Below are 12,037 nucleotides of genomic sequence, written 5' to 3'. Positions count from 1 at the left end.
TAAAGGCAGCTTGAGCCTTGGATCATAACAACGAATGTTGCGCTCGTTGCGGTTTAAATCAAGAGTACATTCCTGTACATAAAAAAAGGTACCGGCTGACCGGTACCTTTTTAAAGATCGCTAACATGCTGTCCAATCGAATCAGAAACGATTAACGAAAGATTCTCATCTCCACTCGACGATTCTGCGAACGGTCTTTTCCTTTGCCGTTGCGGGTAACAGGGCTTTGTTTGCCTTTACCCGACGTTGTAATACGCTCTTCTTCTATACCTTTATGCATCAGGTACGCTTTTACAGCGAGGGCCCGGTTCTCAGAAAGATTCTGGTTTGCCCGGCTTGAACCAATTTTGCAGGTATAGCCCGTGAGTTCGATACGCTTGGAGTTACCCATGTGTTCTACAACAGTATCCAGTAACTTGCGATCTTCCATATCAAGAACATAAGTTCCAAAATCAAAATATATGGCCTTGGGCGTCTTTTCCGCAAAAGCACAGAAGGAGCCAACAACACAGTTGAAAGAGCTATTGGTCGATTGGTAATCATTGGCGGCCATTTCACTGCTGGTTTTCTTTAAGCCGCAGCCTGTCGTCAGAAGGGCTGCTGTCAGAAGGGCGGTTATTCTGAGTTGCCTTTTCATGGTAATTCTCCATCCATGGTGTTTAATGATTTTTGATTCCCTTTTATGGGAATTTCTACTGAGTATAGTGTTGTGCCTTCCCGTTGCAGGAGCCTGTTGGGAAATTTTTTGGGAAGGTGTCAGTAAGACTGATTTTTGACAGAATGTGCGGGTTTCAGGGATGAGCGGTAGTACTCAGGGAGCTATTTGTATAAGTGCTGTCTCTTAGCTGGAGACAGCAATCATCAGGCATGGGTTGTTATTGTCGGCTAAATCTCAGTCAGCAACTGGGCTGCTGGTTGGTATGGTAGATTTTGTGCCTGGGCAACACTCTCACAGGTAACACCCCCCCGGCAAACATTCAGGCCTTCCAACAGGTATGGATTATCTTCCAAAGCCTTGCGAGGGCCTTTGTTGGCAATCTGAAGAACATAAGGCAGTGTTGCATTGTTCAGTGCCAGGGTAGAAGTACGAGCAACCGCTCCGGGCATGTTGGCAACACAATAATGCACCACTTCATCAACGATAAAGGTCGGTTCAGCATGAGTGGTTGCCACGGAAGTTTCTGCGCAGCCACCCTGATCAATGGCAACATCGACAATAACAGAGCCGGATTTCATCTTGCTAACCAGCTCCCGGGTGATGAGTTTGGGCGCTGCAGCACCGGGCAGCAGAACACTGCCGATGACCAGGTCAGCGGATACCACATGCTGCTCGATAGACTGGGAAGTAGAGTATACGGTACGAACACGGTTACCATATTGGGCATCCAGTCGACGCAGGGCATCCACTGAACGGTCAAGTACCACCACTTCGGCACCCATGCCTACTGCCATCGCGGTTGCATTCTGGCCAACCACCCCGGCACCAATAATGACCACCTTGGCAGGTTCAACGCCGGGAACTCCGCCGAGCAGCATACCGCGTCCAGCCATGGATTTTTCCAGGCAACGTGCACCTGCCTGGATAGACATACGCCCGGCCACTTCAGACATTGGGGCCAGCAATGGCAACCGGCCCCGGGCATCGGTTACGGTTTCGTAAGCGATACAGGTTGCACCGGAATTGATAAGGTCTGTGGTCTGTGGCACATCGGGTGCCAGATGCAGATAGGTGAACAGCGTGTGGTGGGGTTTCAGTCTGGTGCGTTCAACAGCCTGGGGCTCTTTTACTTTCACGATGAGTTCAGCTGCCGCGAAAACCGCTTCAGCAGTTGCCAGAATCGTGGCACCTGAGGCCTGGTAATCCTCATTGAAAAAACCTACGCCATTGCCAGCATGGTCCTCAACAAAAACCTCGTGTCCGTTGTGAACCAGCTCTTTAACAGCAGCCGGGGTAAGGCCTACGCGGTACTCGTGATTCTTGATTTCCTTGGGAATGCCTATCCGCATATTCAACTCCGTGATCGTATTAACTTGGGATATAACAATATTTAACATCAATTTTTACAGGATTTTATCTTGAATATGGTTTCTTATTAGGATTTTTATCTGAAAAGTATTTTTGATTGATTTTTTTGCTCTGTATTCAGGAAGATATAACAGACAAAGCCATATACCCGCCTGTGAATGTACTTTGGTTGAATATATTTAACATCTCTCTGTCACTGGACAGTATTGGCATAAAAAGGCTTTACACTGACGCACATATAGCTTCACACTACATACCAGAACCCAGTCAGAATAATTAATGACCCCGCATACTCGCTGCCTGGCTGAATCAGTGAATGGTGTCGGCTATACCTACCTTGTCACTGGTGCTGCCGCTATTGCCCCGGGCATTGTCGGCGCTGTAGCTACTATTGTCACGCCTGCTGTTAGCTTATCCTGGCTGCGGCCATAACGGCGTCTCAGTCTCAGTTCAGCGGATACAACCTGCCGACGATTTGGAAAGGTCGTATGAAACACTGAATATTTTGTGACATCGCCTGCCGCACTTCGAAAGGCCACTATCAACAAGGTGCAGGAGCCCGTTACTTCATCACCCTGAAAATTCCAGCTGCGTGATTTTACGACATTTGATGTTTATTAGTTGATGGTTTGAACCATCTTAACCGGTTGGCATTGGACACCACGGTGACCGACGACAGTGCCATGGCACCACCGGCGATGACCGGATTGAGCAGCATGCCGGTAAAGGGGAACAGGATGCCCGCAGCAATGGGTATGCCTAATGAATTGTAGATAAAGGCACCAAACAGGTTCTGTTTGATATTTCTCAGTGTTGCTCTTGATAGCTCAATGGCATCCGCCACACCGTGCAGGGAAGCGCCCATCAGGGTCACATCCGCTGATTCAATGGCAACATCAGTCCCTGTGCCAATGGCAAAGCCAACATCGGATTGGGCCAGGGCCGGTGCATCGTTGATGCCATCACCAGCCATACCCACTTTATGACCGCTTTTGGATAGAAGGCGCTGCAGTTGTTGCACATGCCCGGCTTTATCTTCAGGCAGAACTTCTGCATAAAACTCATCAATGCCAGCCTGTCTGGCAATGGCCTGTGCCGTTATCCGGTTATCACCGGTGAGCATAACCACGGTAATGCCCAGTTTATGAAGCCGTTTGATCGCTGCCTGTGAGTCGCAGCGGATGGGGTCTGAAACCGTGATGATCCCTGCCAGGCAATGATCAATCGCCATAAACATCGGGGTTTGCCCCTGTTCTGCCAGTTGTTCTGCTTTACCGGCCAGACTTTCGATATTGCAGCCATTATCGGTCATCAGCTTTTTATTACCCAGCAGCAATACCTGACCATCGACGTTGCCAGAGACGCCGTGACCGGGTATGGCCTGAAAACTATTAACGGCTTTCAGTGCTATCTGCTTTGACTGACCGGATGCCACAATCGCTTCGGCAAGGGGGTGTTCAGAGCCTTGTTCCAGGCTGGCAGCCAGGGTTAACAGTTCGACTTCGGTGTATGGTTCAAGGCTGACAATCTCAGTAACGATGGGGCGACCTTCCGTAATGGTTCCTGTTTTATCAAGAACCAGCGTCGTCAGTTTGCTGGCCTGCTGCAATGCGTCACCTTTACGGATCAGAATACCCAGTTGCGCGGCTTTCCCCACGCCGACCATAACTGACATGGGAGTAGCAAGGCCCAGTGCGCAGGGGCAGGCAATGATCAGTACAGTAGTGGTGACCACCAGCATATGGGCAGCCCTGGGCTCAGGCCCTGCAAAATACCAGACGGCGGCCGCCAGCAGAGCGAGCAGAATAACGGCAGGAACAAAGATGCTGGAGATTTTATCGGCCAGTCGGGCGATCGGCATCTTGGCACTCTGGGCTTTTTTGACCAGGGCGATAATCTGGGCGAGTACGGTTTCACTGCCCACTTTTTCTGCCGTAAACAGCAGTGAGCCGTTTTTATTCAGGGTACCGGCACTAATGGCATCACCTACCTTCTTTTCTATGGGGATAGGCTCCCCCGTCAGCATGGATTCATCCACAAAGCTCTTGCCATCCACAATGTTGCCGTCCACCGGAATCTTTTCTCCCGGGCGTACCCGCAGCGTGTCGCCTTTGCGCACTTGCTGCACAGGAATATCCAGCGCTTTTCCATCACGAATCACCCGAGCAGTCCTGGCCTGAAGCCCAAGCAGCCGTTTTACCGCTTCACTGGTTTTGCTCCTGGCCCTGAGTTCAAGGGCATGGCCCAGATTGATCAGGCCGATAATCATCGCGGAAGCTTCAAAGTAGACATGCCGGGCACTGTTGGGCAGCCATTCCGGGAACAGTACAACAATCATGGAAAACAGCCAGGCGGCACCGGTGCCCAGTGCCACCAGGGTGTCCATATTGGCATGACGATGTTTCAGGGATTGCCACAGGCCTGTGAAAAAGTGTCCACCAGAGAAATACAGAATCAGCCCGGTAACCACGCCAACCATGCCCCAGGCAATCTGCTCCTGAGGGTTGTTGATGCCCATCTCGCCGGTGACCATTCCCCAGATCATCAGGGGTATCCCGAGGCCCAGGGCGATGGCGCTGTGTTTCAGTAGATAGTGATAACGTCGACTGTCGTCTGTCTCCTGCTGTGCCTGTTGTCGCTCGAATGAATCGTTCCCAAGGTCGAGAACCGTGCCGGGAAACCCTGCTTTTGCCAGTGCCGAAAGCACGGTATGAATATCAGTATTGCTGGTGCTTTCTACCAGAACGGTTTTATCCGCCAGATTAACAGTTCCCTTAACCCCATTGATGCCCTGCAGTGACTTCTCAATTTTGCCAACGCAGGATGCACAGTTCATGGCAGCGACGGAAATAACTGCTGAAGTTTCTCGGGTGGTCATGGGTTATGCTCCTGTGGCAACTCTGCCAATGCCTGATTCATTTGTAGTAAGCATAACTCTTTCCCTAACGCACGGCTTTTTCTGGCTATAAACTTGACCTTTGTCATTCGTAGTTCTCCTTGACGTTTTTAAACGGTCATCTGCAGATATTCACGCTCCCAGGAGCTCACAATCGCTTTGAAGTGCTGGTATTCGGCACGCTTCACTTCAACATAGGAACGAACAAACTGTGTTCCCAGGGTCTCTTTCAGAATATTACTCTGTTCCATCAGCTCAAGGGCTTCCTCAAGGTTCAGTGGAAGTCTCTTGTCGTTAGAATCATCAGAGGCATTCCCGCTGACGGCTGCTGTTGGTTCTGTTTTATTAATCATGCCCAGGTAACCACAGAGCAGTGATGCCGCAAAGGCAAGGTACGGGTTGGCATCAGCACCTGCCAGCCGGTTTTCAACCCGGCGGTTGGCAGCCGATGAATCAGGAATTCTCAGGCTGACGGTACGGTTATCAATACCCCAGGCCAGGTTTACCGGCGCAGAGGTATCCCTGAGAAAACGACGGTAGGAGTTTACATTCGGAGCAAAAAGCGGCATGGCTTCAGAGACATACTGCTGAAGCCCGCCAATATAGTGGTAGATCATCTTGCTGGGAGAGCCATCGTCGTTGCTGAAAATGTTATTCCCTTTTTTATCCAGGATACTCTGGTGCAGGTGCATGGAACTGCCCGGCTCACCACTGATGGGCTTGGCCATAAAGGTGGCATTGATATCATGCTTCAGTGCCGCTTCGCGAACGGTTCTTTTGAAGACAAATACCTGATCTGCCAAAGACAGTGCATCACCGTGGCGGAAGTTGATTTCCATCTGGGCCGCACCTTCTTCATGAATCAGGGTGTCTACATCCAGCCCCTGTTCTTCACACCAGTCGTAAACATCTTCAAAGAGAGGGTCATATTCATTGGCAGCGTCGATGCTGTAGGATTGTCGTCCAGACTCAGGACGCCCGGATCGCCCAACCGGAGGCTGCAACGGGTGATCAGGATTGGCTGTTCGTTTAGTCAGGTAAAATTCCAGTTCAGGGGCCACCACGGGCTGCCAGCCCCTGGCCTGATAAAGCGCCAGAACGTTTTTCAGCACGGCCCTGGGCGCCATGCTGATCAGGTTACCCTGTTTATCGTAACAGTCATGGATAACCAGTGCTGTTGGCTCCAGTGCCCAGGGAACCATATGGACAGCGGACTCATCCGGTTTGAGAATCATATCGATTTCAGCGGCATTCATCAGCTCATAGTAGATTTCATCATCGACGTAATCCCCGGTAACGCCTTGAATCAGCACGCTTTCCGGCAGCCGTATGCCTTTTTCAGCAATAAACTTGCTGCTGGGCATAATCTTGCCACGGGCGATACCGGTAAAGTCGGATATGACCGCTTCGACCTCGGTGATTCTCTGTGCTTTTAACCAGCTGGCCAGTTTTTTCATAGTATCTTTTCTGGTTGTTATGTTCTTAGTGATGACGATGCAATCGTTGGTAATGCCTTGTGCGACAGGCTTCGGGAAATGCCTGATAGATCGTCATGAAAAACAGATTATCGGCAACCCTGTATTCAGGGTGCCACTGAACGGCGAGTGCAAAGTTATGATGTTGCTTTGACTTCGTTTCCTTGAATCAGGCGTCAGGGGCTGTGCTCATGGACTAATATAAGGTTTCCCTGCTGTTTCTTCTGGTGACACCTAATGAAAGAAGCCCTTATTGCTACAGCCACTGGTTTTGTCGTAGGCATGCTCTTCAGCTTCTTCCGCTTGCCGATCCCTGCACCTCCTGTACTGCCCGGCGTTACAGGGATTGTTGGTGTCTATCTGGGACATGTCTGCTTTCAGTTTTTGATCACACGTTTTTACAGTTAGTTTATTGATTCATCATTGAATCAAGTATTGCATTTGGTTGACCAGTTGGCGCTGCTGGAATCTATTGATATGGGTAAGCCCTGTAACTGGTCCAACGCTGCTTTCGCTTCTGGCACTGTCATTCGCTGTTCCGGTTTGCGAAACAGCGGAAGCATGATGTTCAACAATTCAGGATGAATAGATCTATCTCTTGACAGTAGGTATGACCTTTTTTCTGCCTCATTTTTTCGGTTAAAATGGATGATTTCCTTATAAACCATAAACTCACTCTCCGAGTTATATAATCGAACTCCTGTGGATAAAACAAAAAGAAGCACCCCGAGTGACCAGGCATCTACGGTATAATTATATCTTTTCTGAGAGAGAACCTCTGGGGCAGCATAGTCAATAGTGCCACAGCGGGTTCTGGTATAATCGTCTTTTTTCAGGTGTTTGGTGAACCCCATATCGGTTAGCTTGACAATGCTTTCTTCCCCCGGGGCTTTTGGAGGAACATAAAGTATATTCTCGGGCTTAATATCCCGATACACCACATCCTGATCATGAATACACATTAATGCATCACAGATTTTTCTGCCAATATCAACAGCAAGGTCTAAACCGGGTTGGACTTTTTCATTCAAAAGGCTGTCACACAGGTCAATGGCATCAACATATTCGAGAACGCAGGCCAGGATCCTGTAGCGAGCCAGAGAAAAATCAGGAACTCTGTGTTTGATCAACAGATATTCATTGTTAGCTTCGCGCTTTACTAATACCGCTAGCGTTTTAACAATATTCGGATGATTTGGAATATTTAGCCCTAATAATTCTCCGTTTTTCTCCAGAAAGAGTCTCCGCTCTATTGAGACTGTCTCATGTTTTAACAGCTTTACAGCGACGGTTTGTTGTCCATCCGATACTTTTTTTACCACAGAACACCCTCCTTCGTTGATTTTTGCGCTTTCCACCGGTTCATTCAGTGGCAAGAGCTGCACTATCGCCTGTTCGGTTTTATTCAGTGGCGGGGAGTGGCGACTCGCTCTTTTATTGATCGGTGTCTTTTCAGGTAGAGGAAGATCAACGGATTCTCCGGCTATTTTCCCGGCGATCGCTACTCCATCATCCGGTTTTACCGAATATTGATTGTGTTTAGCAGTACACGCTGTTGCTTCAACGGCTCCCCGGGGCGGGTTCGTGCTGAAAGGTAAATGTTGCTCGCCTGGGTCCTGTCTGAGGGGTGTTGTCATAAAAAAAACTCGTCACAAGTACCCAATATTCGACCCTGAAACAGACGGAAAATTCCCTTGATATGTCAGGGGACCTGAGGAATAGTTCGTGAGGAATTGTTCGCTTAAATGCTGCCTCTTGAAAAAGTTGAAATATAAAAACAGGCAATAATTTATGAAACTCAAAGGACCTGTGCATACCGAAGCCCATGCGCAGTCTTACTACGCCGCGTCACTGAACTTTGTAACAGAATACCCGGTACTGGAGGGTAGCCTGTCCGTGGACGTCTGTATTGTTGGCGGTGGTTTCTCCGGTGTCGCTACAGCCCTGGAACTGGCTGAGCGAGGCTATCGCGTTGCGGTTCTGGAGGCACGAAAAATCGGTTGGGGGGCAACCGGGCGAAATGGCGGTCAGCTGATTCGGGGGATGGGTGAAAAGCCGGGGCAGTTTCGCAACCAGATCGGTACTGATGGGGTTGAGGCAATCCATCGGATGGGGTTTGAAGCTGTTGAGCTGGTGCGCGAGCGGGTCCGGAAACACCGCATTCAGTGTGACTTGAAAATGGGGTATGTGGATGCAGCGATCAAGCCAAAACAGATGGCTGGGATTACAGAAGATTATCAGTCCCTGAAAACACGCAATTATGCCCATGAGCTTCGGCTGCTATCACAGGATGATATCAAACAATATGTCAATACTGACCGGTATATTGGCGGCATGCTGGACTCGGGAAGTGGTCATCTGCATCCATTGAATCTTTGTCTGGGTGAGGCGCGTGTAGCTGAGGGTTTGGGGGTGCAATTTTTCGAACATTCGCCGGTGGTGAAAATCCATAAGGGTAACCTGCCCGAGGTTGAAACGGCTAGAGGTTCGGTAACCTGCCAGTTCCTGGTGTTGGCAGGGAATGCCTACCTGGGGAACCTGGAACCAAAGATTGGCGGGAAAGTGTTACCCGCAGGCAGTTATATTATTGCCACTGAACAACTGGAGGACAGGGTCTGGCAAAACCTGATACCACAAGATTCGGCTATCTGTGATGTCAGCCTTGCCCTGGATTACTTTCGCCTTTCTGCGGATAAACGACTGTTGTTTGGTGGTATGTGCAATTATTCCGGGCGTGATCCAAAAGATATTGTCGCATCGCTTCGCCCGAAGATGTTGCAGGTGTTTCCTCATCTGGAAAATGTCTCTATTGAATACCAGTGGGGCGGCATGATCGGGATTGGTGCCAACCGGATGCCACAGATTGGTCGGCTGGGGACAAACATTTACTTTGCCCAGGCTTATTCCGGCCACGGAGTCAATGCCACCCATATGGCGGGGAGGGTGCTGGCAGAGGCTATTTCCGGTCAGGCAGAGCGGTTTGATGTGTTTGCCAATATTCGCCATATAACTTTTCCCGGTGGGCGTTATTTCCGTTCGCCATTACTGGCCCTGGGGATGCTGTGGTATCGGCTGAAAGAGGTGGTTTAGCCTGCGTTCAACTGGTCGTTGATAACGCTGGAAAGCCATTTGGGACGTTTTTTTCGCCATGAGAGTAGGCCTCAGGCAAGGTGAAAACGCCCCTTAGGGTCAATGAATTGTCCTATCCGTTGGGGAAGGCTGATTAGCGATATGGTTTTGGTTTCTGTGTAAGTATTGTAGATCCGGCCAACTGAGACTTAGCCACTCTTTGGCCTCATCAAGATAATGTTGACAGCACTTACAGATACGATGCTTTTTGGAAAACTCCAGCAGCGGTATCACGGTACACTTCAGAGCCTTGAATAACGAAGGCTTGAATGCTTCAGACAATCCTCCTGACTTTATCAGTGTGATAATCCTCCGGTAAGGGAAAACCAGAAATTCACTGGCCTTCTGGGGGATCTTCTGACGTTCATAAAGAGCTGCCAGATTGTGCATGGAAGCAATCCACGCCATCATTAACTGAGGATTATCCAGATCTTTGAACCACTCATGTTCCAGCATCCGGGCAGCTTCCAGATAAGCTGTTTCAGCTGATCGCCATTCGCATTGATGAAAATTAACATTCCCTTGATGAAGCTTCTGTTGCCACTGGTTCACTGTCTGGATCCCGTGTTGATTAATTTATTGTAATGAGAATAATTATCATTTGTATTATAAAAAGTGGCTGATGTAAACTTTTCCCGCAAAATTGTTTTGAACTATTGCTGGAAACCTATGCTGACATGTTGAACCCTGCTCACTGGCGCCGTACCTGCTTCGATTTTCTTCACAGTTTACTGGCAGAGATAAATTTGCTGGCTGGCAAGGCGCAACAGCATGAGCAGCAGAAGAGACTGCTCTGGGAAATACAGGTGACTGGTTTTTACTTTGATCCCTGTCAGAAATGAGCCGTGTAAATATTGAGAACACAGTCAGGGCAAAAACTCCCTGCGTCTTTCTTAAGAAGGGTTGAACTATTTACCGATCAATTAGTCTATTACCCGGAGACGAATTATCACCTTCTTAGGAGTAACTTATTGTGATGCCCAGTGTTCCTGGCAGCAATACCCCCATTGCGCCGCCATTATCTGCAACAGTTTGCGATGTTTGCAAGAAAGGCATGATTTCAGTTTGTTTCGCAACTATGGCCGTCGAAATCATGCATCAGTTTGAAACAAAATTGCTTCAACCTGTCTATGAGGAAACTATCCAATTTTGTGAATATCCACAACCCAGCCGAGACCTGGCTTATCTTACCCGATCGGCAATGTTGTCATTTGCTTTATTTACTGAAATGGGTGGCTTGACTGGACTGTTCAACATTGGTAAATCTTTGTACGACAGGGTATGCAATCACCTGGCATCATAGTTACGGTTACTGTGTTTATTTTTTCCCGGAAGGGGGTTCTTCATAACTATCAAGCTTTTTGCCTGTGGCAATCCATTTGCCTGCTGGCCTTTTCAGCCAGCACTTCACCGTGTATGCGACTGACGTATGCAGGCTCATATCAATTCCCACTGAAATGCCCGCTGACGTGATAACCGAGCCCTCATCCACCCAGCGGACGTTGCTGATAACGTTGAGGTCAGGGAACTGTGTTTGCAAATCCGGAATATCCTCCCAGTGAGTGGTGACATTATGCTGGTTGCTCAGTAAACCGGCTGCCGCCATCAGGAAAGCACCGGTACAAACCGAAGCGATCAGTTTGGCCTGTTGCCCTTGAGAATAAATCCATTGTAAAACAGCGGGTTTATCCATTTCTGCGTTGTGAACACCGCCAACCACCATCAGCAGGTCAATTGAAGGGTGGTTGTGAAACCCGTAATCCGGTTGAACCCGGTAACCGCCTCTGGCAGTGACCAGCTTGCCGGATTCACTGACCAGAAAAGGTCTGAAGGCTTTTCCGTTGGGGGAGAGGCGTGCTGCAGTGGTAAACACTTCAAAAGGACCAGAGAAGTCCAGAACTTCAGCCTGGTCATAAATAAAAATCCCTGTATTCATTATTATTAAAAATGACCGGATTGGTTGGTAGAACTGGTTGTTGGTTGATTTGCAGACAATTGCTGGACACTCTGACAACCTATAAAAACTGCCCATTAACTGAGATTTTCAAAAACCTCAGGATGCTGTTCGACAACTCGCAACAGAGCTTTTGCTGGCCCCTGAGGGTTGCGCCGTCCCTGCTCCCAGTCCTGAATTGTCCGAACACTGACTCCCATAAAAGAGGCAAAGGCCGACTGGGACAGCTGGAGCTTTTCCCTGATCTCTTTTGCAGGTGACGGCTCAGATAAGACGGTAGTTTTCAGCTTTCCCTTACCCGCCTTAAATGCTTTGATCTCATCCAATCCATTGAGGATCTCCTGACCAATATCTCGTTCATTCATTGTTTATAGCCTCCGCTATCTTTTTCAGGATATGACCAGGAATACTCTTACGCCCCGACTTGCTGTATAAGGTCAACATCCAGATTTCAAAATCGCTCTTTTTCCAGTAATAAATATAACCCGGACACCTCCACTTTTACCGCTCCTAAAAACTTGCTCAAACCTACTCAAAGTTATCTAAACCTGAGCATT

General features: G+C 48.8%; 13 protein-coding genes. 5 read left to right on the top strand and 8 right to left on the bottom strand.

The genetic code is table 11. The annotated features are described in order from the left end of the window. Positions 1-151: 151 nt before the first annotated feature. Positions 152-637 carry an OmpA family protein gene (locus KDK15_RS18085; protein ID WP_257296791.1) on the bottom strand — a complete coding sequence of 162 codons (486 nt, stop codon included), beginning with the start codon at positions 635-637 and terminating at the stop codon, positions 152-154. 248 nt (positions 638-885) lie between these two features. Beyond that, positions 886-2,007, bottom strand: coding sequence for an alanine dehydrogenase (gene ald, locus KDK15_RS18080; protein ID WP_257296790.1), 1,122 nt, complete (start codon positions 2,005-2,007; stop codon positions 886-888). Between the two features lie 298 nt (positions 2,008-2,305). Between ald and KDK15_RS18075 the strand changes: the two genes are divergently transcribed. Next, positions 2,306-2,458, top strand: coding sequence for a hypothetical protein (locus tag KDK15_RS18075; protein ID WP_257296789.1), 153 nt, complete (start codon positions 2,306-2,308; stop codon positions 2,456-2,458). Between the two features lie 166 nt (positions 2,459-2,624). Here KDK15_RS18075 and KDK15_RS18070 read toward each other — a convergent pair whose 3' ends face one another. Beyond that, entirely contained in the window at positions 2,625-4,904 is a 2,280-nt protein-coding gene (locus KDK15_RS18070) for a heavy metal translocating P-type ATPase (RefSeq protein WP_257296788.1), read from the bottom strand. A 128-nt stretch (positions 4,905-5,032) separates the two neighbouring features. After that, the gene (locus KDK15_RS18065; protein WP_257296787.1) at positions 5,033-6,379 is read right to left on the bottom strand and encodes a glutamine synthetase family protein; all 1,347 of its coding nucleotides are present in this window, start codon (positions 6,377-6,379) and stop codon (positions 5,033-5,035) included. A gap of 255 nt (positions 6,380-6,634) precedes the next feature. Between KDK15_RS18065 and KDK15_RS18060 the strand changes: the two genes are divergently transcribed. Then, positions 6,635-6,805, top strand: a complete 171-nt coding sequence (locus KDK15_RS18060) for a XapX domain-containing protein (protein ID WP_257296786.1) — start codon at positions 6,635-6,637, stop codon at positions 6,803-6,805. Positions 6,806-6,825: 20 nt separating this feature from the next. Here the strand turns inward: KDK15_RS18060 and KDK15_RS18055 are convergent, their stop codons facing one another. Beyond that, positions 6,826-8,034, bottom strand: a complete 1,209-nt coding sequence (locus KDK15_RS18055; protein WP_257296785.1) for a serine/threonine-protein kinase — start codon at positions 8,032-8,034, stop codon at positions 6,826-6,828. Positions 8,035-8,188: 154 nt separating this feature from the next. Here KDK15_RS18055 and KDK15_RS18050 point away from each other — a divergent pair, with 154 nt between their 5' ends. Continuing rightward, the gene (locus KDK15_RS18050; RefSeq protein ID WP_306800390.1) at positions 8,189-9,487 is read left to right on the top strand and encodes an FAD-binding oxidoreductase; all 1,299 of its coding nucleotides are present in this window, start codon (positions 8,189-8,191) and stop codon (positions 9,485-9,487) included. Positions 9,488-9,586: 99 nt separating this feature from the next. On the opposite strand, the gene KDK15_RS18045 is transcribed toward KDK15_RS18050, so the two are convergent. Beyond that, on the bottom strand, positions 9,587-10,078 hold the full coding sequence (locus KDK15_RS18045) for a hypothetical protein (RefSeq protein WP_257296784.1): 492 nt from the start codon (positions 10,076-10,078) through the stop codon (positions 9,587-9,589). Between the two features lie 125 nt (positions 10,079-10,203). Between KDK15_RS18045 and KDK15_RS18040 the strand changes: the two genes are divergently transcribed. Together KDK15_RS18040 and KDK15_RS18035 are read left to right on the top strand one after the other, a co-directional pair. Further along, a complete protein-coding gene (locus tag KDK15_RS18040) occupies positions 10,204-10,368 on the top strand; it encodes a hypothetical protein (RefSeq protein ID WP_257296783.1) in 165 nt (54 codons plus the stop codon). 131 nt (positions 10,369-10,499) lie between these two features. After that, entirely contained in the window at positions 10,500-10,829 is a 330-nt protein-coding gene (locus tag KDK15_RS18035; RefSeq protein WP_257296782.1) for a hypothetical protein, read from the top strand. Positions 10,830-10,844: 15 nt separating this feature from the next. Here the strand turns inward: KDK15_RS18035 and KDK15_RS18030 are convergent, their stop codons facing one another. Both KDK15_RS18030 and KDK15_RS18025 read right to left on the bottom strand, forming a co-directional pair. Then, complete coding sequence (locus KDK15_RS18030) at positions 10,845-11,462, bottom strand: DJ-1/PfpI family protein (RefSeq protein ID WP_373691403.1); 618 nt, start codon at positions 11,460-11,462, stop codon at positions 10,845-10,847. Between the two features lie 95 nt (positions 11,463-11,557). Further along, positions 11,558-11,845 (bottom strand): DNA-binding transcriptional regulator, encoded by a 288-nt coding sequence (locus KDK15_RS18025; protein WP_257296781.1) that lies wholly within the window; start codon positions 11,843-11,845, stop codon positions 11,558-11,560. Between the last annotated feature and the right edge of the window lie 192 nt (positions 11,846-12,037).

It is taken from the genome of Endozoicomonas sp. YOMI1, from assembly GCF_024606345.1.
In the GTDB taxonomy this organism is placed as follows: domain Bacteria; phylum Pseudomonadota; class Gammaproteobacteria; order Pseudomonadales; family Endozoicomonadaceae; genus Endozoicomonas.
This window is presented reverse-complemented; position numbering and strand designations above follow the sequence as displayed.

Coding starts and splice junctions, on each gene's coding strand:
- KDK15_RS18030 (WP_373691403.1), bottom strand. CDS start 11,462: ATGAATACAGGGATTTTTATTTATGACCAGGCTGAAGTTCTGGACTTC.
- KDK15_RS18085 (WP_257296791.1), bottom strand. CDS start 637: ATGAAAAGGCAACTCAGAATAACCGCCCTTCTGACAGCAGCCCTTCTG.
- KDK15_RS18075 (WP_257296789.1), top strand. CDS start 2,306: ATGACCCCGCATACTCGCTGCCTGGCTGAATCAGTGAATGGTGTCGGC.
- KDK15_RS18050 (WP_306800390.1), top strand. CDS start 8,189: ATGAAACTCAAAGGACCTGTGCATACCGAAGCCCATGCGCAGTCTTAC.
- KDK15_RS18055 (WP_257296785.1), bottom strand. CDS start 8,034: ATGACAACACCCCTCAGACAGGACCCAGGCGAGCAACATTTACCTTTC.
- KDK15_RS18025 (WP_257296781.1), bottom strand. CDS start 11,845: ATGAATGAACGAGATATTGGTCAGGAGATCCTCAATGGATTGGATGAG.
- KDK15_RS18040 (WP_257296783.1), top strand. CDS start 10,204: ATGTTGAACCCTGCTCACTGGCGCCGTACCTGCTTCGATTTTCTTCAC.
- ald (WP_257296790.1), bottom strand. CDS start 2,007: ATGCGGATAGGCATTCCCAAGGAAATCAAGAATCACGAGTACCGCGTA.
- KDK15_RS18060 (WP_257296786.1), top strand. CDS start 6,635: ATGAAAGAAGCCCTTATTGCTACAGCCACTGGTTTTGTCGTAGGCATG.
- KDK15_RS18065 (WP_257296787.1), bottom strand. CDS start 6,379: ATGAAAAAACTGGCCAGCTGGTTAAAAGCACAGAGAATCACCGAGGTC.
- KDK15_RS18070 (WP_257296788.1), bottom strand. CDS start 4,904: ATGACCACCCGAGAAACTTCAGCAGTTATTTCCGTCGCTGCCATGAAC.